Genomic DNA, 24,283 nt, shown 5'->3' with positions numbered 1-24,283 from the left:
ACCGTGAGAGTTTCTTACGCGCCGGGATATTATGCACCTATTCCTGATGAGCATATATTTCCCATGAAAAAGTTTAAGGGATTGCATCGATATCTGGTGGAAGAGAATATTATTGCTTCCTCTGATGTTGTAGCACCGTCGATGGTGGATATGGCCAATTTACAAATGGTGCACACCCGGGATTATGCAAATGGAATTATGGACGGTAATCTTAACAAAAAGAAGCTGCGGCGTTTGGGCTTGCCATGGTCAAAACGATTGGCAATCAGATCACGATTGGCGGTACAGGGTACAATTAATGCAGCGATTATGGCTTTACAGGATGGTATAGCAGGAAATCTGGCCGGTGGAACCCATCATGCAATGGCTGATTTTGGAGAAGGATTCTGTGTTTTTAACGATGTTGCCGTAGCGATCAAGGTGTTACAGCAATCGATGTGGGCAAAAAATATTTTAGTTATTGATTGTGATGTGCACCAGGGAAATGGAACGGCCGCTATTTTTAAAAATAATCCCCACGTGTATACCTTTTCTCTACACGGCGAAAAGAACTATCCCTTTAAAAAGCCACCCTCCACGCTTGATATTGGCTTAGCCGATAACACTAAAGACGACCAATACTTGAAGACGTTGGGTGATGCCCTGGATACAATTTTTGACGATTTTAATCCTGATTTGGTATTTTATTTGGGTGGAATTGATCCTCTGGAAACCGATCATTTCGGGCGATTGTCATTAACGAAGAAAGGACTGCAACGGCGCGACAGGATAGTAATTCAAAAAGTGGTAGGGCAGGATCTGCCTCTTGTTTTACTGCTTTCGGGAGGATACGCGCCCACACTGAAAGAAACTGTTTTGGCCCATGCGTTGATGTACAAAATGGCCAAAGAAATGGAGTATTAGGTAGACTTTTTGTTTGATAAATGATTCTGAGTTCTACCTCATTTTATCTATCTTCAGAGCTATTTTGAAACTGAATTACTGCTTTTGAAACAGAAAAATATTGTCATATTGGGTTCCACCGGTTCAATCGGTGAACAGGCATTGCAAATAGTTCGGGAACATCCCGATCGTTTTAATGTCTTGGGTATTAGCTGTAACAATAGCTGGCAAAAGCTGTTGGAGCAGGCCCAGGAATTTCATCCCCAATATGCGTTGGTAGCCAATCAGCAATATGCAGATCTGCTAAATAAAAAATTACCCTCAGGGACAGAATTGTTGGTTGGGAATGAGCAGTTGCTGGAACTTGCTACCCTGGATGGTGCCGATGTGATTCTAAATAGCTTAGTGGGATATTCGGGTTTTGAGCCTACGATTGAGGCCCTCAAGGCGGGTAAGAAAGTCGCATTGGCCAATAAAGAGTCATTGGTTGTTGGCGGAGAAATCATCAACGAGCTTGTTAAAGATGACAGGAGCCAGCTCATTCCGGTAGATTCTGAACACAGTGCAATGTTACAGTGCTTGGTGGGAGAACCGCTTGATAAAATAGAGAAGCTTGTAATTACGGCCAGTGGCGGACCCTTCCGCACGTGGTCAAAAAAGCAGATGCAGGATATCACAGTGAATGATGCTCTTGATCATCCCAACTGGTCAATGGGAGCAAAAATTACCATTGATTCGGCGACGATGATGAATAAGGGGCTCGAGATAATAGAAGCACACTGGATGTTCGACATGCCTTTGGACAAAATTGAAGCTGTAGTTCATCCCCAAAGCGTAATTCACTCGGTAGTTACATTTACGGATGGATCCAGTAAAGCACAGCTTGGGCCGCCCACCATGCAGGTACCCATTTTGTACGCGCTGACATATCCGGAGCGTACAACACTTGATGCGCCTCGATTGGATTGGCAGTCGGCTTTTGATTTGACGTTCGAACCGGTTGATTATGATCGCTTTCCCTGCTTACGTTTAGCTTTTGAAGCAATTGAAGAAGGTGGGTTGGCACCGGCTATTTTGAATGCGGCCAATGAGATAGCGGTTGAGCGCTTTCTAAACGAAGAAATTACGTATATTGATATTCCGAAAGTTGTTGAATCGTGTTTGGATCAATTAAATAATTCGGGTTCAGTTACGTTAGAATCATTGAAAAATATAGATCAACGAACCAGAAAACTGGCACTAACTATTTAAGAATTATCTTGTTTCATGGAATGGATTGTAAGTTTATTGTCAACGCTGGGAATTTTTGCCGCAGCTCTTCTAATTTTGGTGTTTTTTCATGAGTTGGGGCACTTTTTAGCGGCAAAATTATTTGGGATGCGGGTGGAGCGCTTTTCACTCGGATTTCCTCCTCGTATTTGGGGCTTTCAAAAAGGTGAAACCGATTACTGTATTGGTGCTACTCCGTTGGGTGGCTATGTGAAGATTTCGGGGATGATTGATGAAAGTATGGATGATGATTATCTGGACGAGGAGCCTAAGCCTTGGGAATACCGCAGTAAGCCGGTGTGGCAGCGGATAATTGTAATTACTGCAGGCGTTATCTTTAATATGATTTTGGCTGTTGCTATTTATGCGGGATTGGCTTTTTCGAATGGCGAAACGAAGGTTAAGCTCGACAGCGTAGATAGCATTTATGTAGCAGAAAATTCCCTGGCAGCCCAAGTGGGATTTCAATCCGGAGATAAACTAATAGGAGTAAATGGGGAGGAAGTACCCTATTTTCAGGATCTGTTTTCTCCAAATAGAATGATGGCATCATCGCTAAGTTATATGGTAATGAGAAATGGGAAGCAAGTTACCATTCCTGTAGCTGATAGCTTGCTTGATGAGATAGGAAAACAGGGATTAGTAACCCTCAATAATGCCATGCCCAGCGTGCCAATAACCCAGGTGCAGCCAGGAGAGCCAGCCGATCGGGCAGGTATTCAGCAGGGCGATCTTATTACAGCAATTAACGGTGAGCAAGTAGGATATTTACAGGAATTAATTTCACGAATTACCAGCTCTACAGATAGTATAACGGTAACTGTTAACCGTAGTGGAACTACTCATGAGTTTACTTTAATGCCTAACGAAGACAATAAGTTAGGAATTGGATTTAACCCGGATCCAGAGGAGTATTTTGCAGTTGAGCGTTTTCAGTATGGTCTTTTAGAGTCAATGGATTTTGGCCTTCAGAGAACGAATGAAACCGTTTCGGGAATTATGGGAGGGTTCAGTAAGATGTTTTCAGGTGAGATCTCGGTCCGAGATAATTTAGGTGGGCCCGTGGCTATTGCCAATGTCACCAAACAGGCGACTGATGCTGGCGGTTTTATTGGCTTCTGGAATATTACGGCCTTTTTGAGTATTACGCTGGCAATTATGAATATTTTGCCCATTCCTGTGCTTGATGGCGGACACCTTATGTTTTTAATCTATGAAGGAATTACCCGGCGCGAACCATCACCCAAAGTTCGAATGGCACTCCAGCAAATTGGCTTTTTGCTGATTATAGCTCTGTTTATTTTTGTTACCTTCAACGATATTCTGCGGCAGTTCGGCTAATTAAATATATCAATATATGTTTGCACGCGAGGGATATACAACTATATTCGTAACCGTAATATTTGCTCTTATCGTAAGTGGAATTGCTCGGTATATCGAGCCCCACTGGACGGCCTACCTGTTGTATACGGCCATGGCAGTGCTGATAGCTTTTATTCTGTACTTCTTCCGTGATCCCGATCGGGAAATAACCGTAGGTGATAACGTGGTGATTTCTCCGGCTGATGGGAAAATCGTTCAAATTAAGGAAGTTGATGAAGAGCGATATATTAAAGGTCCGGCTACCCAGATAAGTATTTTTCTTTCGCCTCTTGATGTCCATGTAAACCGGATACCGGTTACCGGAACGCTTGAATACCTTGAATACGAGCCGGGGATGTTTCTTGCAGCCTATGATCATCGTGCTTCGGAATTGAATGAACGAGCTGATTTTGGAGTAAAACACCCATCAGGGACAAAAATATTTTTTCGACAAATTACGGGACTCCTGGCACGAAGAATTGTTTATCACATCGATAAAGGGGATAAGCTCGAAGTTGGAAAGAAATTTGGAATGATGAAGTTTGGTTCCAGAATGGATATACTTGTTCCGCCGGAGGTCGAGGTGAATGTCTCTGAAGGAGAAAAAGCCGTAGCGGGAAAAACAATTTTAGCTACTATCAACCCATAAGATGAAATACCCCATACAGAAGTGGAAGCGATTTCGTCGTCGCAGAAAGCGTAAAAAAAGGAAAAATGGCCGATCAAGGAAACAAATTCCCCGTACGGTTATCCCTAGTTTTTTTACGTTGATGAATTTGTTCTGTGGTTTCTTAGCTATTATCAGTATTGCCGAGGGGCGTCTGTTTTTTGGTGCATGGCTGATTGTTTTTGCAGGCTTATTTGATGCTCTCGACGGATTTATGGCTCGACTCTCTAATGCAACCAGCCAATTTGGTATTGAGCTCGATTCCATAAGTGATGTGGTTTCATTTGGTGTGGCGCCGGGTTTCCTGTTGTACTCATTTGGATTGGCAGAACTTCCATTTGTAGGTATTATCCTTAGTGCCTTGCCGCCCCTGTGTGGCGCAGTGCGTTTGGCCCGCTATAATGTGGATGTGCAGGAAAGTATTGAAGACTTTTTTAAAGGACTCCCCATACCCGGACAGGCCATTATGATTGCTGCATTTTACCTCACCTTTTATAATCAGCTCGAGCTATTTGAAGGCTTTGAATATGGAATTAACGCCATTTTAATTCCATTGATTGTGCTACTTTCCTTTTTGATGGTTAGTACTATTCCCTTCGATAAAATGCCGAGTTTTGATAAACAGTCAGTCCGAAAACATAAAGTAAAGCTTTCCCTTTTTATTGTTTATGGGATATTAATTCTGCTCTTTCAGGAAGTGGGACTGATGATTGTATTTTCTATCTTCATTCTGAAAGGGATTTTGGTAGGCGCCTACCTGTTTTGGAAAGAGGCTTTCGGCAGTGATGAGTTTTTGGATGAAGGCGAGCAAATTTAGTTAAAATCGATAGCTCAGTCCTAACGAGTGAACGGTTCCGAAACCTGTCTCAAATGGAATGATTGCATAATTAGCTGATATCGCTTCGGTATCCAATCCCAGACCTGCACTCCAGGGACGAACAGTATCTCCGGTTTTGTAGCCGGTTCGTAAAGCAATAATTTCTGCTACTGATATTTCAACTGCAACATTAGTGTAGATTTGCTGGGAGCTGTTTCCCTGAGTGGTTTGCCTGGATTCCTGCAGGGGGAATATGACATCATTTTTTAAAGCCACAGATATGGGTAAGTCTTCGTTTCCTGGAGGGCTAAAGGTGAAGAGTTTTGCACTATATCCAGTCCTGAGGGTAAGAGGGAGTTTGGTTGATTGATTCCTGAGTTCGCTCATTTTACCCAGGTTTAATAAGCTGGCGCCAACTCGTATACGATTATCCCAAAGCTGTCCCGCCACTCCCAAATTAGCTGCATATCCCGATGCGTTATAGATATAATATTCTTCTCGTAAATATTGTACTGTGGCTCCCAGCGCCAATGGACCCAGTTGGTATGCATATCCTCCGCTGAGTGATAGAGTGCTGATATTGAATGAACCATCGGGTGGACCCGGTTGGTTGCCTCTCAACGGAATTTCATCGGTCTGAGAGGTTAGAAATCCAAAGGCAAGTGCCCGGTTGTTTTTACGAAGATTGATTCCGGCATGAGTATGGGTGAGATCGCCAATCCAAAGGGTATAATCGGCATTGAGGGCAGAACTGTTTTCCATCGCTAAGTTAGCGGGATTGGAATACAAGCTGGAAGCTCCCAAAAGTTCTGTAGTGACGGCCTCATTTAATCCCAGTGCTTGTGTTCCCGGACCAAGGGTCAAAATATCGAGACCTGAATCCTGGGCAACAGCAGCTATCCCCAGGAAAAAAAGTGCAAAAAAACTTAAAATGCCGATAGAATTACGAATCATAGCTTTAACTGAATTCCAAAGGTGTGCATATAAGAAATGTTATTTGGTTCTTGCACGAATGCATAATCGACAGAAGGAGAGAATAAATCAAAGGGAAGATGTACTGAAAACCCTGTGCTAAAATGATTGGTTTGCTTGATTGATGAAAGGTCATTGACTTGCCATCCGCCGCGCAGGGTAATACGTTCGTGGAGTTGAAAACCGCTACCAATTTTTAGGTTTTTTGGGGCCTTATTTTCATGCATCATTTGTCCGCCTTCGATGCTTATGAGTAGGTCGGGGATAAGATGATATGACAAACCGAAACTGTAGTTGCGTAGGAAAAGCGTCGGTTCGGGCAGAGGAATTATCTCCGTATAACGTACCTGAACTCCAGCTGTATGAAGCCAGCAGATCACGGATGACGGCTCCGGCCTGTAATCGATCAGAAAACATATACAGCACGCCGACATCCAAACCGAGCGTGGTTGCATTGGGGAGATCATTATGTAGATCAGAAATATAGTATTTAAGTCCAATACCTACTGATAAATGATCTGAAATTTGTTGCCCAAATGCCGCTGCTATTTGATATTCCTGGGTTGATAACATATCGGTGTGGTATCCGCTGGAAGTACGTCCGTCAATATCGGAGACGTTGGCGTTGATGAGAGAAAGAGAAGCCCCAGCGGTGGGTGGTAGCTCGAAGGTGCCGCTTGCGGTATTGAGGCTGCGATCAAAGCTCATGGCTGCTGTGCTAAAGTCAACTTGGGTACCGGTGCTTTGGGCGATTAGTGCTGGGTTGTAATAACTGAACGTTCCATTTGTAGTATTTGAGATTAAAGCATTACCCATGGCCATGCCGCGCGGACCAAATCCCATGCGGCTGAATGATCCTGCTGAACCTCCGTTTTGGGCAATTGTGGAGGCTGTAAATCCCATTAGCAATAGAATAAAAAGCCCAAACTTGATATATATACTTTTAACAACCATGCTTTAATCAACAACTAAAATTTTGCCGCGAATAGTACCGCTGGCTGTATCAATTTGATAGAAAATCGGTCCATTTGCTACTTGATTACCCTGAGCATCACGTCCATCCCAAACAGCTTCGTACGTTCCTTCTGAGAAATCGCCCCCATCGAGTTCCCGGACCAGATTCATTCCAAAATCGAATAACCTGATTTGTACCTTCCCGGTTTCGGGGACCTCATATTTAATACGGACGATATCATGGCGACGGGGAGAAAAAGGATTTGGATACGCATAGGTTTCTACCGAAGGGGCATCCTTCTGATAGCGGTTCTGCCCATCCAAAGGAAAATCGACGCGCGTAATTTGCCATGATTGCCCGCCATCTGCAGTGGAGGCTAATCCGTCGCTGGTACCCACCCAAAGCCTGTCTGTAGTTGAGGCCAGGCTATAATACTGCGCTGATTCCTTTATAAACGTATTGGCACTTTTTATTTGTGGAATTTGATTCCAGCTGTTACCATTATCGGTGCTCTTGAAAAATCCATTATCCCCGACAGCGTAAATAGTACCATCTTTAAAGCCAATATCATTTATGCGTTTGCCAGACAAATAATGATCGAAGGTTTGGCCGCTATCACTAGTACGTGCAATTCCAAATTGTTCTTCATCACTGATACCACTCGGCCAATTTGTAAGCCAAATATCACCGGTTGAGGGATGTTGTTTTATAGTAATGATCCAGTTGGCAGGTAGACTATTTTCGGAACTGTTAAATTGAATATGTCTCCATCTGATGCTGTCGGCGGGAGCGGTTAGCGCGTTTTCAGAAATATTGAGTCCACCTGCGGTACCAACCCAAACGCGGTCCCGGTTATCAATAAAAACCGAAAATCCAAGTAAATTTTGATCGTATCGCGGATCGTAACGATTACCTTCATTACTGTTAAATTCGTATTCTTGTTCTGGCACTAAACTATCAACCTGCTGAGGTGGCAGAATAATTCGCTGCCAGCTCTGTCCAAAATTTTGGCTGCGGACTAATCCTAATGCCCAATTAGCTGAAAAAATAGTGCTGCCACGCTGGGCAATATCGAAGGGCGGGGATTGCTCTTGTGTTGTTATCGGTAGTTTTTGGTAAGTAGTTCCTCCATAGACGAAGGAGGTATCATCTTCAGCCTCATTAGGGTTTTCAATGTAATTCCAACTGTTACCGCCGTTGACCGAAATGTGAAATCCAAGTCCAGCTTGCACGCTACCGTCGGGGGTATCAGCATTATATCCCAAACCTGCAATAACAGTATCGGGTGCCAAAGCCAGTGAAAAAACGCGTCCATTACCGTTAACGATTTCAGTAGCTCCTTCTGGATAAAACCAGTTGGTACTATTATTAATTGTTCTATTAAGGGCTGGACCAATCCAGAGGGTATCACCCAAAGCAGCCATGTTGGATACTGAATTTTGAGCAATTGATTCCTTAGGAGAGGGGACGGGTCCAATTATTTGGGCCTGACTTTGGAAAACCCATCCACACATGATAATGATAAAAAGTGTTGGAATTCGCAGCGTCTGTGACATGATATCTGTTTTGTTGAGAACTCAAATATAGGTGTTATTCTCCCAAAATAAACTTGTTGATTTTCGGTTCGGTGGATACTATCTTCAGATCGTTATGAAAAAGTCAGCTCATAAAAATATCAGTTGGTGGTGGCTCCGAAAAAAAATCGGAGCAGTGGCATTTTTATGAATTAATTTGAAGAAAAGGATTTAATAGAGCCCACTGCAGGAAACTGGAGTGGGCTTTTTTGTTTTTATTGAAATAATCACTGAGACACTCAGTACACTAATAAGATGAAATGTTTGCAATGTTCTTAGTGTCTAACTGGTAAAATAAGAGTTTATGCAATTAGCAGAATTTAAAAAATTAGCAAAAGATTATACGGCCGTACCGGTTTATCGGCGATTGATGGCCGATGTACTAACGCCGGTTTCCCTCTTTTTATCACTGCGAAAAGATGCTGAGTATCCCTTTTTGTTGGAATCTGTAGAAGGTGGAGATCAGGTTGCGCGGTACTCCTTTTTGGGACGTAATCCCTATCAAGTATTACAGTACGATGGAAAACAAGTAACCATGCAAAGAGATAGTGGTTCAACAGTCCTGGACCAGCCGTATTTTGAAGCACTCAAAGAATTGACAACTCAGCACAGCGAACCCAAGCTTCCTGATTTACCGCGATTGACCGGCGGAGCTGTAGGTTTTTCTTCTTATGATACGGTTCGGGAAGTAGAGCAACTGGGCGATGTGCCGGAAGATGACTTGAATATTCCGGAAGCCATCTGGGCCTTTTATGATAAAGTCTATGCCTTTGATCATGTGAAGCAACAGGTGATTATTATAAAAACAGTTTTTGTGGATGATGAAACCGAAAAATCCGCGGAAGTGTTGTTTAAAGAGGCACAGCAAACCCTCGATGAGATGGAGGAGCTCGTTTATCAGCCTGAGCGCTCAACAGATTCGTTTTCCATCAATCCGGATAATCTGACCAGCAATATTGAGAAGCCTGAGTTCGAGCAGATGGTCAAAAAGGCTAAGGAGTATATTTATGAGGGCGAAATCTTTCAGGTGGTACTTTCGCAACGGTTTGAAACGGATTTCAGCGGAGATCGCTTTATGTTATATCGAGCGCTTGCGGATGGTAAATCCGTCGCCGTATCTGTTCTTTCTGGATTTTAATGATTTTGGATTGGTGGGCTCATCTCCGGAGGTTTTGGTGCGCGTGCAGGATGAGACTGCTCAGTTGTTGCCTATCGCCGGGACACGTCCCCGTGGTAAAACGCCCGAAGAAGATTTGGAACTGGAAGAAGATCTTAAAAACGATCCCAAAGAGATAGCCGAGCACGTAATGCTGGTGGATTTGGGACGCAATGATTTATCACGCGTCTGTAAGCCCGCTACGGTCAAGCCGGTTCGTGAGCAGGTGATCGAGCGCTATTCGCATGTTATGCATATTGTATCGGATGTGAAGGGGAAATTGGCTGCCAACAAAACAGCTGTGGATGCTCTGAAACACTGCTTTCCGGCAGGTACGGTTAGTGGTGCTCCTAAAATTCGGGCGATGAAAATTATTGATGAGCTGGAACCGACCAAGCGCGGCCCTTACGCAGGAGCAGTAGGGTACTTTGATTTTTCCGGCAATATGGATACCTGTATTGTGATTCGAACGATGCTTGTTACCGATTCAAAAGTGTATATTCAGGCCGGTGCGGGTATTGTGGCTGATAGCGACCCCGAAAAAGAATATGTAGAAACACAAAATAAGGCCGGAGCACTGGTAGAAGCACTTAGCGTGGCCTTGTCGATAACAGATGGAAATTGAATAGATTTAAAGTAAAAAGTGTCATGCTGAACTTGTTTCAGCATCTGTAGGGTAATTTAATTGGATAGATCCTGAAATAAATTCAGGATGACATAAAAGTTTTTTTATAAATAATTAAATCAGAAAATTAAGCACCAATGAAAACAATATTATCAGGTATACAATCGTCAGGAAAACTTCATTTAGGTAACTACTTTGGAGCACTGCGCCAGCATATTCAGATGCAGGAGGAGGGCGATGCCTTTTATTTTATTGCAAATTATCACTCGTTGACTTCTATTAATGACGGTGAAGAAATTTATCAGAATACCATAGATGTAGCCCTTGATTACCTGGCACTGGGATTGGATCCCGATAAAGCCACCTTTTTTGCCCAGAGTGATGTGCCACAGCACGCGGAACTGGCGTGGATTCTGGGCACCTTTTGTCCCGTTAGCCTGATGGAAAAGGGGGTGGCTTATAAAGATAAAGTGGCTCAGGGACTGAATCCCAATATTGGACTGTTTACCTATCCAATCTTGCAGGCCGCCGATATTTTGATGTACAATGCAGATTTGGTGCCCGTGGGACAAGATCAGAAGCAGAATATTGAAATTTGCCGCGATTTAGCCGGTAAGTTTAATCACAATTATGGCGAAGAGTATTTGAAGCTCCCCGAGCCGCATATTTTGGATTCGGTTGCAGTAGTACCGGGTATCGACGGACAAAAAATGAGCAAGTCCTACGGTAATACCATCGGTATTTTTGATGAAGGGAAAGAGCTGAAGAAAAAGGTGATGTCCATTCAGACTGATTCAACGCCATTGGATGAGCCTAAAGATCCCGATAGTTGTAATGTGTTTGCACTGATTAAATTATTCGCTGATGATGAAAAACAAAAAGAAATTGCTGAGAAATATCGTGCCGGCGGTTATGGTTATGGTCATGCGAAGAAGGAATTATTGGGTATGATTGAGGATTATTTTGCGGAGGCACGAGCAAAGCGTAAAGAATTGGCGCAGGACTTGGATAGAGTTCAAGATATTCTCAAAGAAGGCGGGAAAAAGGCCAGAGAACGTGCTGAAGAGGTTATGGAACCGGTCCGTGATGTGACAGGATTGTTTAAAACCTACGATTTTATGAGTTGATATTATCTATTTTGAAGGGACAAGAAAAGATCCTGAATCATGTTTAGATGAGATAAGGCAAAACTGATACTACAATGATTTTAATAATCGATAATTACGATTCCTTTACCTATAACTTGGTGCATATTGTTGCGGAGTATACGGATGACTACAAAGTAATTCGCAATGATGAGCTTACCGTGGAAGAAGTAAAGGAGCTGAATCCTGATAGGATACTTATTTCACCGGGTCCCGGACGTCCCGCTGATGCAGGCATTACCGAACCTGTGATAAAAGAGCTGGGAGCAGAGACGCCGATTTTGGGTGTTTGTCTTGGTCACCAGGCGATAGGAGAAGTGTTTGGCGGAAAGGTGATTCATGCTCCCAAATTGATGCACGGAAAGACCTCTGCTATTACCCACGACGGGAAATCAGTATTTCGAAATATTCCGGATAATTTTACCGCTACCCGATATCATTCACTGGTGTTGGATCCCGATCAAATCTCTGATGAGTTGGAAGTTTCTGCAAGAAGTGATGACAGCGTGATCATGGGACTGCGTCATCGTGAATTTCCATTGGAAGGAATACAGTTTCATCCTGAAAGTATCCTCACAAAAGAGGGACCGAAGATTGTAAAAAACTGGTTAGAGTTGGAATATAAAATCGCTGAGTAATGGCATGTTTTAATAAATATTATTACGACACGATTAATTTTAAATGAATATATTAACTTACTGCAATGCAAGAAGATATAGAATTTAGTTCAATTTTAGATAAGCTTGTTCAACGAGAAGATTTGGAGGGAGAGGAAGCTGAGAAAGCACTCCGTTTGATAGTCGGAGGCGAAGTTCCCAATGAGCAAGTGGCCGCTTTTTTAGCTGCCATGCGAACCAAAGGGGAAACTACACAAGAACTCACTGCTTTTGTCCGTGTGATGCGTGAAGCAGCTATAAAGCCTGAGGTGAATATTGATGGAGCGGTGGATCTGTGTGGAACCGGCGGTGATAGTTCCGGGACGTTCAATATTTCTACGGCCTCCATGTTTGTAGTGGCCGGTGCGGGTGTTCCGGTATTGAAACATGGAAATCGAAGTGTATCAAGTAAAAGCGGAAGTGCGGATGTGTTGGAAGAAATCGGCGCTGTTATTGATCTGAATAAAGAAGAGGTAGAGCAGGTATTTGAACAGGCGGGACTTGTTTTTATGTTTGCTCCGAACTTTCATCCCGCCATGAAGCACGTAATGCCGGCACGACGCACGATGGGAATACGAACCTTTTTCAATATCCTGGGACCCTTGTTAAATCCGGCCGGTGTAAAGCGTCAGATGATTGGCGCTTACAGCAGGGAGGTAGCCCGCGAAATTGCGCATATCCTTGCGAATTTGAATACAGAGTTTGCTTACACGGTAAATGCCCATGATGGGTTGGATGAGGTGAGTTTGGCTGCTCAGTCGGAAATTTACGAGCTCAATCACAATATGGTAAAAGAATCGACGACTTTTGATCCGCGTTCGCTAGATTTTGAGTGGACTGATTTGGAATCCTTACAGGGGGGAGATGCTAAATACAATGCGAATATCATTCGATCTATACTGGATAACACCTCAACCGTTCCTCAGCGTGATGTAATTTTATTGAATGCAACATTTGGTATTCATGCTTCGGGTAAAGTTGATAACCTTACTGAAGCACGTAAATGGGCGGAAGAGAGTTTACGGTCCGGGAAAGCACGCAAAGCGCTGGACAGATATGTTGAAGCTTCAAATGATGTTGCTAATTCGTAGAATACCATGCCTAATATTTTAGATGAAATAGTTGAACAGACGAAAATTGACCTTAAAAAGCGGAAGCGTAAGGTAAGTTTTAATGACTTGGGAGACATGGAGCTTTTTGAACAGTCTCCACGAAATTTTGCTGAAGCGCTGCGACTTGAAAATGATGTAGCAGTTATTGCTGAAATAAAAAAAGCATCTCCATCAAAAGGGCTTATTCGTCCCGATTTTGATCCTCAAAAAATTGCGGGGCAATACCAGGAAGGGGGTGCTTCTGCCATTTCAGTATTAACAGATGAACCCGCATTTAAAGGAAGCCTTAATTATTTAGAAATAGCTTCTAAAGAAGTTTCTATTCCATTGTTGCGCAAGGATTTTATTGTTGATCCTTATCAAGTGAAAGAGGCGAAGGCTTACGGTGCTGATGCGGTGCTTTTGATTGCTACTATTACGGAAGGGAGTCAGCTTGATGAACTTTTGCACGCCACAAAAGAGTTTGGCTTACAAGCTTTGGTCGAATGTTATTCGGAAGAAGATATTGAATATGTTAACTTTACGCATATTGACATTTTGGGCGTAAATAATCGCGACTTGCGATCGTTTGAAGTAGACCTGCATCGTGGTATAGAGTTGCTGCATAAGGCTCCCGAGGATACGGTGTTAGTATCCGAAAGTGGACTCGCAAAACCAGAAGATTTAAAGCTGCTTTATGATGAGGGCATTCACGCTGCATTAATTGGGGAGCATTTTATGCGTGAACCTGATCCCGGTAAAGCGGTGAAGAATATGAAATCAAAGTTGAAGAATTTAATTACTAAAGAAGCCAAAGCATAAATGTTTGCAGATCCGGAAGAACGAACAAAAGTAAAAATTTGTGGAATTACTTCACTCGAGGATGCTCGGTTCGTCTCAGGAGCACTGGCGCATTATATGGGATTTGTTTTTTATGAGGATAGTCCGCGCCATGTTACACCTGCAAAAGCGGGTGCGATGATCAACTGGCTGCATGGACCGGATTGTGTTGGCGTGTTTGTAAACCAGCCGCTGGATGATGTGAATATGATTGCTCGTCAGACGGGCATTGATTTTGTTCAGTTGCACGGCAACGAAAATCCCGATTACTGCTCGCTGGTTGATAAGCCCATAATTAAGGCGATTCATGTAGCAGATGGTGATACCGCATCAGAATTAAATACTCGCATAGAGCCGTATCTCGACCATGTGGAATATCTTCTTTTTGATACGAAAATCGAAGGCAAATGGGGCGGCACAGGAGAGGCTTTTGACTGGTCTGTGTTGGATCAGGTTTCCCAGGGTGTTCCGTATTTTCTGGCGGGTGGCTTGAATCCGGATAATATTCGTGAGGCCTGTAAGAAGGTTCATCCGTATGCAGTGGATGTCTCAAGTGGATTGGAAGCTAAGCCCGGCGTTAAAGATTTTGACAAAGTGGATGCGTTTATGGAGGAGATGCGCGATATCTGGGAAAAGCAGGAGGTAGGAGAGCTGTAAAAGCAGTATTCAGCTATCAGTTGTAAGTAATCAGAAGGAAATTGCTGAAAGCTGAAAACTATAGCCATTTTAAATTTTGATTGAAATAGATAATTCTGGAAATCACCATTATTTAAATTTAAGAATCTCAAAATGAAATACGATTTACCGACGAAGGAAGGATATTACGGCGATTTTGGCGGCAAGTTTGTACCTGAAATTCTAATTCCCGTACTGGAGGAATTGGAAGAGGCGTTTAATGATGCCTGGAATGATGACAGTTTCCAGAAGGAATACCGGCAATTGCTGAATGAATATGTGGGACGACCGACAAAGTTGACCTATGCCAATCGATTGACTGATCACTACGGGAAAGCGAAGATTTATCTTAAGCGCGAGGATCTTTGTCATACCGGTGCTCATAAAATAAATAACGCCATTGGACAGATTTTACTGGCCCGTCGCATGGGCAAAGATCGTATTATTGCAGAGACGGGTGCCGGTCAACACGGTGTAGCTACAGCCACGGCCTGTGCCAAGTTTGGCGTTGATTGTATTGTGTATATGGGGGCTGAGGATATGGAGCGTCAGAAGTTGAATGTGGAGCGCATGCGGTTACTGGGCACGGAAGTTCGTCCGGTCACCAGCGGATCGCAAACACTCAAGGATGCCACCAACGAAGCCATCCGTGATTGGGTAACCAATGTTGAGGATACGTTTTACATCATTGGATCGGTCGTGGGTCCGCATCCGTACCCCAAGATGGTACGCAATTTTCACCGGGTGATTGGAGACGAGACACGTAGGCAGTTAGCTGAAGCCGAGGGACGAGAAACCCCGGACTACCTGCTGGCGTGTGTGGGGGGCGGCTCTAACGCAATAGGCATTTTCTATCCCTTTATCGAAGATGAATCAGTGCAAATGTATGGACTCGAAGCCGCAGGATTAGGAGCAGATACAGATCAAACGGCAGCAACCCTTACAATTGGTCAACCCGGTGTGCTGCATGGATCTATGAGTTATTTGCTACATAATTCCGAGGGGCAAATTCAGTTGGCACACTCTATTTCAGCCGGACTCGATTATCCGGGTATTGGTCCTGAGCATTCGTATTTGCATAAAATTAAGCGCGTGAATTATAAAGCGATTACCGATGATCAGGCGATGGAGGGCGTCAAGCTACTTTCCGAAACCGAAGGTATTATTCCTGCTTTGGAAACAGCTCATGCAGTAGCTTATTTAGATGAACTCATGCCCAAAACATCCAAAGATGAAATTGTTGTCTTGAATTGTTCCGGTCGCGGCGATAAAGATATGGGTACTATCTCAAAAAATTTATAGAACACGGATAGAGCCGATTTAACAGATTAGCACAGAAAGTAAATTTCAAAATCACATGTCATCCTGAACTTGTTTCAGGATCTGTAAACATAGATTCTAAATGATTGATACAGAAAACAGAGTAGCACAACTTTTTGAACGACACGACGGATCGGAAAAAATAATGAGCCTGTTTTTAACGGCCGGTTATCCCGATCCACAGGCTACCGTTGATCTTATTTTGGGATTCGAAGATAACGGGGTGGACCTGGTCGAGCTGGGTATGCCATTCAGCGATCCCTTGGCCGATGGACCCACTATTCAATATTCCAGTAATGTGGCTATTGAGCAGGGAATAACGATGAAGAATATCCTGCATATTGTAGAACAAGTACGACAGAAGTCACAGATTCCCATCATTTTGATGGGCTACATCAATCCGGTGCTGCGGTATGGCACAAAAGCATTTTGCAAAGATGCTGCTGAATCCGGTGTTGATGGGCTTATCATCCCCGATATCCCCATAGAAGAGTCGGAGATTCTTAAAAAAGAAGCCGATAAATACGGTTTGCCGATTATCTACCTTGTGGCCCCCAATACTTCTGATGAGCGAATGCGTAAAATTGATGAGCAGTCGCAGGGATTTGTCTACTGCGTGTCGGTTACGGGCGTTACAGGTGCACGAGAGGGCGATGAGGTGGCCAAGTCAGTCCAGCGATTTATCGATCGTGTGAAGGAGAATATAACCCGGAATCCGAAAATGGTTGGATTTGGGATTAAATCCCACGAAGACGCCCAGCGTATAGCAGCCGATATGGACGGTTTTATTGTGGGAAGCGCGCTCATCGATACTATCCGCGAGCATTATCCTGAGGAGGGATGGAAAGACGAGGTGTTTGCATTTGTTAGAAGGTTAAAGTATGGTAAAGAGTGAAATTTTAATGTCATTATTAAGGCTATGAAATCAGTTATAAAACTATCAGTATTATTGTTGTTAATAGGTGTTTGGGTTGGCTGTGAGGGTGATTATCGCCAAAAAGCTCGCGGCAGTTTTGGTGAAGTCGTTGTGATAATGGATTCCACTCAGTTTGAAAGTGAAACGGCCGAAGCTTTGCGCGAAACTTATGGGGGATGGATTCAGACTATTCCGGGAAAACCTCCGCGCTTTGATCTTCGTTTTCAGGATTTTAATACGAATGAGCAGCTGGAGCAACTTAAGCGATATCGTAATCTTATTATAGCGGCACCTATTACTGACAGCACAAATACGGCTGATCTAATCCGTGCTTTATTAAGTGATGAAATTGAACGTCAGGTTCAAGAAGGTGAGGCATTTGCTTTTCCCCTGAAGGATCACTGGTATCGGGATCAATGGCTTATGCTTTTATCCGGACAGTCGGATTCTACTCTTGCACAGCAGATTCGAAATTCTCAAGAAACATTAACGGATAATTTAATTGAAAAGGAGATACAGCGATATACCCAGGAAATTTATGATCGAGGCGAGCAGGTGGCCCTGGCTGATAGTATTTGGCAAGCTGAAGGTTGGCGAATGCGAATTCAGCACGATTGGATTAAAAACATCGATACCACTTATTCTGAGGATGGCGTACAACAGCATTTTATGACGATGCGCCGCCCGCTCCCTGAAAATGATCGCTGGTTTTGGATGTGGTGGAGAGAAATGGATGATGCTACCCATGTTGATGAAAACTGGATTAATACCAAAAGAGATTCTCTGAATGAACAGTGGATTCGCGGTACGCGCGAAGAATCATATGTAACTACTGCGTATAATCGCCCTCACGAAACAGAGCAGTTCATGTATGATGGTGATTTAGCGTTTGAGACCTTGGGCATTTGGACAATGACCAATGATGCGATGGCCGGACCATTTGTCAATTTAACCGTGTATGACGAGGAGACGCAGCGTTTATTTATGCTGGAATTTGCCCAGTTTGCTCCTAAGTACGAAAAGCGCCGCTTCGTACGACAGTTTAGAGCTATGATTCGTACTTTTAAGAGCGACTCGACCTGGCAGCAAAATCAAGGTAATATTGCATCAGAGGAGTAAGATTTTTTGTTGATAGAAGTATTGTTTGCATATGAATGACCCACATGCAGTAGCTGATAATAAAGTTAAACGGGAGATAGCTGATTCATTTAGTAAAGCCGCTTCGTATTACGATGAACATGCATCAGTACAGAAGGAGGTAGCAGACCGCCTCATTGCCTCACTGAAACCGTGGAGAGATATTATTCCATCAGGTCCAATTATAGAATTGGGCGCTGGAACAGGATTCGTGACTAAAGGAGTGGCGGATTTATATCCCGATAGAAAAATTGAAGTTATAGATCTCTCGGAGGGTATGATCGAGTTCTGCAGCAATAAGTTTGCTGATCGTCAGAATCTAACCTTTAGGGCAGCAGATGCTGAACAGGTACCCGAATTTGATGATCCTCATTACGCTATGACGGTAAGTGGATTTACAGCCCACTGGTTTGATAACCCTGCTCAAACGCTGGCAAAATGGCTAGAGATTACGAAACCGGGAGGATTATTATTGGCCTCTTTTCCCGGAAATGAGAGCTTCCCAAAGTGGAAAACATATTGTCAGGAGTTGGGACTGCCGTTTACAGCTAACGAGTTACCCGATGTCGAAGAGATGGTCATCAAAATGTCTGTAGGTCCCGCGCAGGTAGATTACTATGAGGATACCATTACCAGCGAGTATGAAAGCGCTAAAGATTTTTTTGATGAACTTAAAAATCTGGGTATGGATACGCTGAAACAGGGGAGACAGTTGACATCAAAAGAGATGTCACTTCTTGTCGACCACTGGGATGATTCAACAGAAGGAAAGGTTTCTGTTGATTATCATATCATCTTTTTGGCCGTAAAAAGGGATTTCGATTCCTAACAGATTAATATCCATCAGGATTTTCTGACTGCCAACGCCACGAGTCGCGGCACATGTCTACCAGATCGTATTCAGCCTTCCATCCCAATTCTTGTTCGGCTTTGGATGGATCCGCAAAATTGATGGCAATATCACCAGCCCGTCTACCTGTAATTTCATAAGGAATTTCTTTTCCTGAAGCTTTTTCAAACGCTTGTACGACATCCAAAACGCTGTATCCGGTTCCGGTACCCAGATTATATGTTACCACTCCTGGATTTTCTTCCAGTTTTTTAAGCGCGCTCAGGTGACCTTTAGCCAGATCCACAACATGGATATAATCACGAACGCCGGTGCCGTCGGGCGTGGGATAATCATCTCCGAAAACAGAAAGTTTTTCAAGTTTTCCCACAGCAACCTGTGTTATATAAGGCATCAGATTATTGGGAATATCGTTGGGATCTTCTCCGATTTTTCCGCTGGGATGAGCTCCCACAGGATTAAAGTACCGCAGCAGTGCCACATTCCAACTGTTGTTGGCAGTGTAGAGGTCGCGAAGAATTTCCTCGATAAAAAGCTTTGTGCGTCCGTATGGGTTGGTAGCTGAAACGGGAAAATCCTCTTTCACGGGTACTTCTTCAGGATCACCGTAAACAGTAGATGAAGAGCTGAAAACAATGTTGGTGACATTGTGCTCTTTCATGACCTCGCAGAGATAAATAGTGCCGGTAATATTGTTGTGATAATACATCAGCGGTTTTTCAACGGATTCCCCCACAGCTTTAAAACCGGCAAAATGGATAACCGAGTCGATCTGATGGTTACTAAAAATATTGTCTAACCCTTCTTTGTCCAGAAGGTCAGTTTTATAAAACGTTAGCGATTTCCCCGTAATTTCCTCTACGCGGTTAAGAGCTTCTTTTTTACTGTTGCTAAGGTTATCAACAACGATGACGTCCTCGTTATTCTCCAACAGTTCCACAACAGTATGACTGCCGATAAAACCGGCACCGCCGGTAACTAAAATGCTCACTATGATTTAGATTTGAGTTTGGAAATTCTAATGCTATGCCCAAAATATAGGTACTATTTGGCAAAAAACACTAATTCTGTGAATTAGCAAGGTGGGTTAGCTCCTTTTGAATGGTTGAACAAATGCTACTCATTTTGTCCACCGACTTTTCCAGTTCTTCATTGTCGGCATTGTCGTCGAGCAGACTCTTGGCATGCTCATACTCATCAACAACCTCATCGGCTCCCATCATTTGTGCACCCGGCTTAATCTTGTGACCGGCTTTACGGAGATCGGTCATATTTCTGTCTAATAGATGTATGCGATAATTTTCGATAAACTCATCAAAAGAAGTAACTCCAGCTTCACAAAACTCAGCGACATATTCTGAGTCTTTAAAAAGCATATCGGAAATTTTATCGGCATCGATAAACTGATATTTCATGTACGATCTCCTGTCTTAGATGATATTGCTTTTACTAACGTATTTAGCACTGTGTGCAAATGATGCATTCCAAAATTAACAAAATGAAATTGAATAAGCTTAAATATTATTACATTCTCACTCATATTAGAGAATTTAAATATGCTATTCGTTTTGAGGTTCATCAATTCCATGGGGCGCGGGTTTGCCATCTACAAGATGTACAAACACAATTTTATCAATTTTGATGATGGTTTCTTTTGTGAATTTGTGGCGTACTTCGCAGCGGACAGTTATTGAGCTTGTGCCAAACTTAACTGTTTCCATACCAATTTCGATAATATCCCCAAGTCCTGCCGAACTAACGAAATCAATTTCAGACATATATTTGGTGACAATATTGCCTTTGTCGAGCTGACAGGTAACAAATATAGCTGATTCCTCATCAACCCAGCTTAATACCGATCCACCAAAAAGGGTTCCATGTGCATTTAAATCCTGGGGTTTAATTAGTTTTCGGCTAAAGAATTGCATAATCAGGGTTTTTACTTCATAATGATGTAAGGTTAAGGTAGAAAATTTTGGGTGCTAATGCCTATTGAGTTTACTGATTGGTCGAAATTAAATAGAAAAGCCCGGCTATGTGCCGGGCTTTAATTTCACAGTGATTTTATTAGTATTAATTCCATCCTTCGGTTTCCTCAGCGCGTTTCCATAACACGGGTGGTTCGGGTTCTTCTTCTAACTCCACGTTTTGGGTTTCAAGCAGATTAAGAGCCTCCTTGACGGCGCGTTGAAGTTGCGGATCATTACCCTCAATTATGCTGCTCGGTCGCTGTATAACCTGAATATCAGGGCTGACGCCTTCGCCCTCGACATCCCATTCACCGTCAGTGTTAAAGAAGCCGCCGCGTGGAGCGGTCATGCCCCCGCCATCAATGAATTGCGGGGTATCCCAGATGCCTACAAGTCCGCCCCAGGTACGAGTACCAATCAATGGACCGATTTCTTTCTCTCGAAACATATAGGGTAAGAGATCGCCGCCGGAACCGGCACTTTCATTGATGACCATTACCTTGGGTCCCCAGAGACCGGCCATTGGTGTTGTAAAAGGCGGAAATTTGTCTCCGGTTTTACTATTAAAATATCCCAACAGTTCGCGATCCATCACATCTATCATGTAATCAGCCGCTGAACCGCCGCCATTATTTCGCTCATCAACGACGATTCCATCTTTGTGCTGTTGGGCAAAGTAGTAGCGGTTAAAGGCATTGTATCCGGCTTGTGCTGTATTCGGTAGCCAGACGTAAGCAAGCCTACCGTCTGACATCTTATCAACCTTACGACGGTTACTTTCAACCCAATTGCGGGTCCTGAGCTCTCTTTCATTGGCAATAGGCTTGACGGAAACCTCTTGTGCTCCTTCCATCGTGGGCTCATCGTTGACTGTCAAGATGGTATTGCGGTCGGCGGTGCCCTCTAAGAGACTAAACGGATTTGTGGGCGCTTGCAGTTCTTGCCCATTAACAGCAAGAATGTAATCTCCTTCCTGAACATCAATACCCGGTTGTGCCAGTGGAGCATGTAGATCTGGGTTCCAGTTCTCGTCGGTATATATTTTTTTGATGCGATACCGTCCATTTGCTTGTTCAAGATCAGCTCCCAGAAGCCCGATAGAAACATTATCAACTTCGGGGTAGTCTCCGCCAAAGTTGAATGAGTGACCTACCGAAACTTCTCCGCCAAGAATGTCGATTAAATAACTCAAGTCTGAACGGTGATGAATATGGTCGACCCATGGGCTGTACCAATCATATATTTTTTGCCAGGGGGCACCGTGTATGTTATCCACATAAAGAAAATCACGCTGAAAACGCCATCCTTCGCGGAAGATTTGCTGCCATTCTTTTTCGGGTTCAACGCGAATGCGGATACCACTGACATCAATTTTGCCATCACCCGGCTTTTGTGGTCCACCTACAGTAGACACTATGCCCCAGGTTTCTCCACTCCGATACAGGAGATTCTTGCGATCTTGCGAAACGGTGGCTCTCTGAATGGGAGAGAGGAATGATTCAGATTTTCTCTCCTTAACATTGTATCGGTGTAAGGTAGTTCCAGGCTGATCGGGCACATTTTCTTCATAAAAGACATGATCTTCAGGCCCTTTAATTAAGCCGGTATAATTTTTCTGAGGAATATCAGCGGCTACGATTCGATCTTTAATTCCCTCCGGATCTATTGTTACATTCGAGTCATCATCTCCTGCATCAGAATCCCCATTCTTATTTTCCTCGTTTTCCTGGACGGGTTCTTCATCGCTTTCGGGCAAGAATGGAGATTTCGTATTGTCATCCAGCATTACCATATAAAGTCCTCTTGTGGTCGACATATCATACGAACTCATATCCAGCCATCCGGTATTGAGTCCAAAGTCGGTACTGGATAGGAAATAGATATATTTTCCGTTTTTATCCCACACAGGATCGATTGAATCGGCCATACCGTCGGTAATTTGATAGCTTTTGCCAGTTTCTACGTTGTATATTTTAATAACGTGATATTGGCTTTGTAACCGTTTGGAGTAGGCTATCCATTTGCTATCCGGTGACCAATTGGGATGCATCGTGCGGTTAGGATGCGCGTAACCATCGGTATCAATATGTGTAGCGTTGCCCGTTTGGGTATTCACGTACCAAAGTCGGAAGTGGGTATCGGTGTAAGCAATATATTTGCCGTTGGGAGACCATTTTGGTTCATAGAAAAATGTTGGCTCGGGCAGGTCGATTTTACGGGGTTCTTCAAGTCCTTTTTGATCAGAAATATAGAGCTGGTACTCTCCGCTTTTATCGGAAAACCAAGCAATTTTTTGTCCATCGGGAGACCAGGCAGGATATCGATTAGCAACCCCTGAACTTTGGGTAAGATTGCGCCAGCTTCCCTTTTCTTTAGGTACTGAAATCACTTCTCCGCGATGCTGAAACAGTGCTCTCTCACCGGTTGGAGAAAGCGATGCATTGTCAAGTTGTGTGGGCTGGACATCTTCCCAACGGGGTCGAGCTTGCGTCATATCACCCTTGACATGAATATCGATTTGTTTGTGATTGCCGGTAGCTGGATCCAGTTCATAAATATAACCTCCTTGTTCGTAGACGATAGCTCTACCGCCCGAATCGAGATTTTTTACATCAAACTGGGAGTGAAAAGTCTGCTGCTCACTGTTACCGGTTGCAGGGTCGTACGACCAGATGTTCATCGTATAATCTCGCTCCGACAGAAAATAGACTTTATCATTCAACCATATAGGATTTATGTGTCGTTCTTTGTTAGCGCGTGGTGTTCTTTGCAGATCATTGGTCTCGAGATTCACTACCCATATCGGTTTTGCTTGACCACCGCGATAGTTCCGCCATTCACTATCCGAAAGACTGACAGGCTGATACGCAATGTGGGTGCCATCACTGGAAAACGCTCCGGATGCAGCCCGGGGAATCTTGTGTTTCTGGGGTAGTTCGCCTTCAAGACTTACGGTGTAGAACGTAGTCTCTTGTGTAGGATGTCCTTTTCTTCCGGAAATAAAAAGTACTTTTTCCCCATTGGGCGTCCAACCAGTTACCTTGTCATCACCGGGATGCCAGGTTAATCGTTTAGCTTGACCACCTTCTGCTGACACCACATAAACATCTGTGTTACCGTCGTACTGGGCTGTAAAGGCAATTTTGGATCCATCAGGCGAAAAGTGGGGATGCGTTTCACCGCCTTTTCCGCTGGTAAGTCTACGTGCTTCGCCGCCATCGCGATCGGTTATCCATAAGTCATTGGCATAAACAAAGACGATGTGATTTTCGCTTACAGTAGGTTCCCGCAGGAGCCGGGTACCGTCATCCTGTGCAAAAATATCCCTGACTGGCGTGAGTATTAACAAGACAGTGATAATCCAAAGAAAAGTAGTGGCTATTTTTTTCATAAGATGGTAGGGT

General features: G+C 43.7%; 24 protein-coding genes. 16 read left to right on the top strand and 8 right to left on the bottom strand.

Annotated features, from left to right (window positions below):
• The first annotated feature begins 3 nt into the window (after positions 1-3).
• The 5 genes from U5J89_RS08075 to pssA all read left to right on the top strand — a co-directional run bounded on the left by U5J89_RS08075 (position 4) and on the right by pssA (position 4,997).
• Complete coding sequence (locus U5J89_RS08075) at positions 4-903, top strand: histone deacetylase (RefSeq protein ID WP_322575100.1); 900 nt, start codon at positions 4-6, stop codon at positions 901-903.
• An 84-nt stretch (positions 904-987) separates the two neighbouring features.
• Entirely contained in the window at positions 988-2,133 is a 1,146-nt protein-coding gene (locus U5J89_RS08070) for a 1-deoxy-D-xylulose-5-phosphate reductoisomerase (RefSeq protein WP_322575099.1), read from the top strand.
• 15 nt (positions 2,134-2,148) lie between these two features.
• Positions 2,149-3,492 (top strand): RIP metalloprotease RseP, encoded by a 1,344-nt coding sequence (gene rseP / locus U5J89_RS08065; protein WP_322575098.1) that lies wholly within the window; start codon positions 2,149-2,151, stop codon positions 3,490-3,492.
• 16 nt (positions 3,493-3,508) lie between these two features.
• Positions 3,509-4,162 carry a phosphatidylserine decarboxylase family protein gene (locus U5J89_RS08060; RefSeq protein ID WP_322575097.1) on the top strand — a complete coding sequence of 218 codons (654 nt, stop codon included), beginning with the start codon at positions 3,509-3,511 and terminating at the stop codon, positions 4,160-4,162.
• 1 nt (position 4,163) lies between these two features.
• Positions 4,164-4,997: a CDP-diacylglycerol--serine O-phosphatidyltransferase gene (pssA, locus tag U5J89_RS08055; protein WP_322575096.1), complete on the top strand. Its 834-nt coding sequence runs from the start codon at positions 4,164-4,166 to the stop codon at positions 4,995-4,997.
• Here the strand turns inward: pssA and U5J89_RS08050 are convergent, their stop codons facing one another.
• The 4 genes from U5J89_RS08050 to U5J89_RS08035 are packed head-to-tail and all read right to left on the bottom strand — an operon-like array spanning position 4,998 to position 8,480.
• Complete coding sequence (locus U5J89_RS08050; protein ID WP_322575095.1) at positions 4,998-5,951, bottom strand: PorV/PorQ family protein; 954 nt, start codon at positions 5,949-5,951, stop codon at positions 4,998-5,000. It lies immediately after the preceding gene.
• Complete coding sequence (locus U5J89_RS08045) at positions 5,948-6,199, bottom strand: hypothetical protein (protein ID WP_322575094.1); 252 nt, start codon at positions 6,197-6,199, stop codon at positions 5,948-5,950. The genes U5J89_RS08050 and U5J89_RS08045 overlap by 4 nt, the downstream gene beginning before the upstream one ends.
• Positions 6,189-6,923, bottom strand: coding sequence for a hypothetical protein (locus U5J89_RS08040; protein WP_322575093.1), 735 nt, complete (start codon positions 6,921-6,923; stop codon positions 6,189-6,191). Before U5J89_RS08040 ends, U5J89_RS08045 begins: the two co-directional genes overlap by 11 nt.
• Positions 6,924-6,926: 3 nt before the next feature.
• Entirely contained in the window at positions 6,927-8,480 is a 1,554-nt protein-coding gene (locus U5J89_RS08035; protein ID WP_322575092.1) for a FlgD immunoglobulin-like domain containing protein, read from the bottom strand.
• A gap of 322 nt (positions 8,481-8,802) precedes the next feature.
• Here U5J89_RS08035 and U5J89_RS08030 point away from each other — a divergent pair, with 322 nt between their 5' ends.
• The 11 genes from U5J89_RS08030 to U5J89_RS07980 all read left to right on the top strand — a co-directional run bounded on the left by U5J89_RS08030 (position 8,803) and on the right by U5J89_RS07980 (position 18,888).
• On the top strand, positions 8,803-9,636 hold the full coding sequence (locus U5J89_RS08030) for a chorismate-binding protein (RefSeq protein ID WP_322575091.1): 834 nt from the start codon (positions 8,803-8,805) through the stop codon (positions 9,634-9,636).
• On the top strand, positions 9,596-10,279 hold the full coding sequence (locus U5J89_RS08025) for an anthranilate synthase component I family protein (RefSeq protein WP_322575090.1): 684 nt from the start codon (positions 9,596-9,598) through the stop codon (positions 10,277-10,279). The genes U5J89_RS08030 and U5J89_RS08025 overlap by 41 nt, the downstream gene beginning before the upstream one ends.
• A 137-nt stretch (positions 10,280-10,416) precedes the next feature.
• Entirely contained in the window at positions 10,417-11,406 is a 990-nt protein-coding gene (gene trpS / locus U5J89_RS08020) for a tryptophan--tRNA ligase (protein WP_322575089.1), read from the top strand.
• A gap of 74 nt (positions 11,407-11,480) precedes the next feature.
• On the top strand, positions 11,481-12,062 hold the full coding sequence (locus tag U5J89_RS08015) for an aminodeoxychorismate/anthranilate synthase component II (RefSeq protein WP_322575088.1): 582 nt from the start codon (positions 11,481-11,483) through the stop codon (positions 12,060-12,062).
• Between the two features lie 65 nt (positions 12,063-12,127).
• Positions 12,128-13,171: an anthranilate phosphoribosyltransferase gene (gene trpD, locus U5J89_RS08010; RefSeq protein ID WP_322575087.1), complete on the top strand. Its 1,044-nt coding sequence runs from the start codon at positions 12,128-12,130 to the stop codon at positions 13,169-13,171.
• A 6-nt stretch (positions 13,172-13,177) separates the two neighbouring features.
• Positions 13,178-13,993 (top strand): indole-3-glycerol phosphate synthase TrpC, encoded by an 816-nt coding sequence (gene trpC, locus U5J89_RS08005; protein WP_322575086.1) that lies wholly within the window; start codon positions 13,178-13,180, stop codon positions 13,991-13,993.
• Positions 13,994-14,668: a phosphoribosylanthranilate isomerase gene (locus tag U5J89_RS08000; RefSeq protein WP_322575085.1), complete on the top strand. Its 675-nt coding sequence runs from the start codon at positions 13,994-13,996 to the stop codon at positions 14,666-14,668. It abuts the gene before it with no gap.
• Positions 14,669-14,800: 132 nt separating this feature from the next.
• Positions 14,801-15,988 (top strand): tryptophan synthase subunit beta, encoded by a 1,188-nt coding sequence (trpB, locus tag U5J89_RS07995; RefSeq protein WP_322575084.1) that lies wholly within the window; start codon positions 14,801-14,803, stop codon positions 15,986-15,988.
• 100 nt (positions 15,989-16,088) lie between these two features.
• Positions 16,089-16,901 (top strand): tryptophan synthase subunit alpha, encoded by an 813-nt coding sequence (gene trpA / locus U5J89_RS07990; protein WP_322575083.1) that lies wholly within the window; start codon positions 16,089-16,091, stop codon positions 16,899-16,901.
• A 24-nt stretch (positions 16,902-16,925) separates the two neighbouring features.
• Positions 16,926-18,041 carry a DUF4837 family protein gene (locus U5J89_RS07985; RefSeq protein WP_322575082.1) on the top strand — a complete coding sequence of 372 codons (1,116 nt, stop codon included), beginning with the start codon at positions 16,926-16,928 and terminating at the stop codon, positions 18,039-18,041.
• 31 nt (positions 18,042-18,072) lie between these two features.
• Positions 18,073-18,888 (top strand): methyltransferase domain-containing protein, encoded by an 816-nt coding sequence (locus U5J89_RS07980; RefSeq protein WP_322575081.1) that lies wholly within the window; start codon positions 18,073-18,075, stop codon positions 18,886-18,888.
• A gap of 4 nt (positions 18,889-18,892) precedes the next feature.
• Here the strand turns inward: U5J89_RS07980 and galE are convergent, their stop codons facing one another.
• The 4 genes from galE to U5J89_RS07960 all read right to left on the bottom strand — a co-directional run bounded on the left by galE (position 18,893) and on the right by U5J89_RS07960 (position 24,270).
• Positions 18,893-19,900: a UDP-glucose 4-epimerase GalE gene (galE, locus tag U5J89_RS07975; RefSeq protein ID WP_322575080.1), complete on the bottom strand. Its 1,008-nt coding sequence runs from the start codon at positions 19,898-19,900 to the stop codon at positions 18,893-18,895.
• A 70-nt stretch (positions 19,901-19,970) separates the two neighbouring features.
• Positions 19,971-20,324 carry a taurine dioxygenase gene (locus U5J89_RS07970; protein ID WP_322575079.1) on the bottom strand — a complete coding sequence of 118 codons (354 nt, stop codon included), beginning with the start codon at positions 20,322-20,324 and terminating at the stop codon, positions 19,971-19,973.
• Positions 20,325-20,468: 144 nt separating this feature from the next.
• Positions 20,469-20,837, bottom strand: coding sequence for an acyl-CoA thioesterase (locus U5J89_RS07965; RefSeq protein ID WP_322575078.1), 369 nt, complete (start codon positions 20,835-20,837; stop codon positions 20,469-20,471).
• Between the two features lie 145 nt (positions 20,838-20,982).
• The gene (locus tag U5J89_RS07960; protein ID WP_322575077.1) at positions 20,983-24,270 is read right to left on the bottom strand and encodes a S41 family peptidase; all 3,288 of its coding nucleotides are present in this window, start codon (positions 24,268-24,270) and stop codon (positions 20,983-20,985) included.
• Between the last annotated feature and the right edge of the window lie 13 nt (positions 24,271-24,283).

Source organism: Fodinibius sp. (assembly GCF_034521915.1).
In the GTDB taxonomy this organism is placed as follows: domain Bacteria; phylum Bacteroidota; class Rhodothermia; order Balneolales; family Balneolaceae; genus Fodinibius.
This window is presented reverse-complemented; position numbering and strand designations above follow the sequence as displayed.

Bases quoted from the DNA above. Each gene is read 5' to 3' on its own strand.
- rseP (WP_322575098.1), top strand. From the start codon at position 2,149: ATGGAATGGATTGTAAGTTTATTGTCAACGCTGGGAATTTTTGCCGCA.
- U5J89_RS08060 (WP_322575097.1), top strand. From the start codon at position 3,509: ATGTTTGCACGCGAGGGATATACAACTATATTCGTAACCGTAATATTT.
- pssA (WP_322575096.1), top strand. From the start codon at position 4,164: ATGAAATACCCCATACAGAAGTGGAAGCGATTTCGTCGTCGCAGAAAG.
- U5J89_RS08050 (WP_322575095.1), bottom strand. From the start codon at position 5,951: ATGATTCGTAATTCTATCGGCATTTTAAGTTTTTTTGCACTTTTTTTC.
- U5J89_RS08045 (WP_322575094.1), bottom strand. From the start codon at position 6,199: ATGATGCATGAAAATAAGGCCCCAAAAAACCTAAAAATTGGTAGCGGT.
- U5J89_RS08040 (WP_322575093.1), bottom strand. From the start codon at position 6,923: ATGGTTGTTAAAAGTATATATATCAAGTTTGGGCTTTTTATTCTATTG.
- U5J89_RS08035 (WP_322575092.1), bottom strand. From the start codon at position 8,480: ATGTCACAGACGCTGCGAATTCCAACACTTTTTATCATTATCATGTGT.
- U5J89_RS08030 (WP_322575091.1), top strand. From the start codon at position 8,803: ATGCAATTAGCAGAATTTAAAAAATTAGCAAAAGATTATACGGCCGTA.
- U5J89_RS08025 (WP_322575090.1), top strand. From the start codon at position 9,596: ATGGTAAATCCGTCGCCGTATCTGTTCTTTCTGGATTTTAATGATTTT.
- trpS (WP_322575089.1), top strand. From the start codon at position 10,417: ATGAAAACAATATTATCAGGTATACAATCGTCAGGAAAACTTCATTTA.
- U5J89_RS08015 (WP_322575088.1), top strand. From the start codon at position 11,481: ATGATTTTAATAATCGATAATTACGATTCCTTTACCTATAACTTGGTG.
- trpD (WP_322575087.1), top strand. From the start codon at position 12,128: ATGCAAGAAGATATAGAATTTAGTTCAATTTTAGATAAGCTTGTTCAA.
- trpC (WP_322575086.1), top strand. From the start codon at position 13,178: ATGCCTAATATTTTAGATGAAATAGTTGAACAGACGAAAATTGACCTT.
- U5J89_RS08000 (WP_322575085.1), top strand. From the start codon at position 13,994: ATGTTTGCAGATCCGGAAGAACGAACAAAAGTAAAAATTTGTGGAATT.
- trpB (WP_322575084.1), top strand. From the start codon at position 14,801: ATGAAATACGATTTACCGACGAAGGAAGGATATTACGGCGATTTTGGC.
- trpA (WP_322575083.1), top strand. From the start codon at position 16,089: ATGATTGATACAGAAAACAGAGTAGCACAACTTTTTGAACGACACGAC.
- U5J89_RS07985 (WP_322575082.1), top strand. From the start codon at position 16,926: ATGAAATCAGTTATAAAACTATCAGTATTATTGTTGTTAATAGGTGTT.
- U5J89_RS07980 (WP_322575081.1), top strand. From the start codon at position 18,073: ATGAATGACCCACATGCAGTAGCTGATAATAAAGTTAAACGGGAGATA.
- U5J89_RS07970 (WP_322575079.1), bottom strand. From the start codon at position 20,324: ATGAAATATCAGTTTATCGATGCCGATAAAATTTCCGATATGCTTTTT.
- U5J89_RS07965 (WP_322575078.1), bottom strand. From the start codon at position 20,837: ATGCAATTCTTTAGCCGAAAACTAATTAAACCCCAGGATTTAAATGCA.
- U5J89_RS07960 (WP_322575077.1), bottom strand. From the start codon at position 24,270: ATGAAAAAAATAGCCACTACTTTTCTTTGGATTATCACTGTCTTGTTA.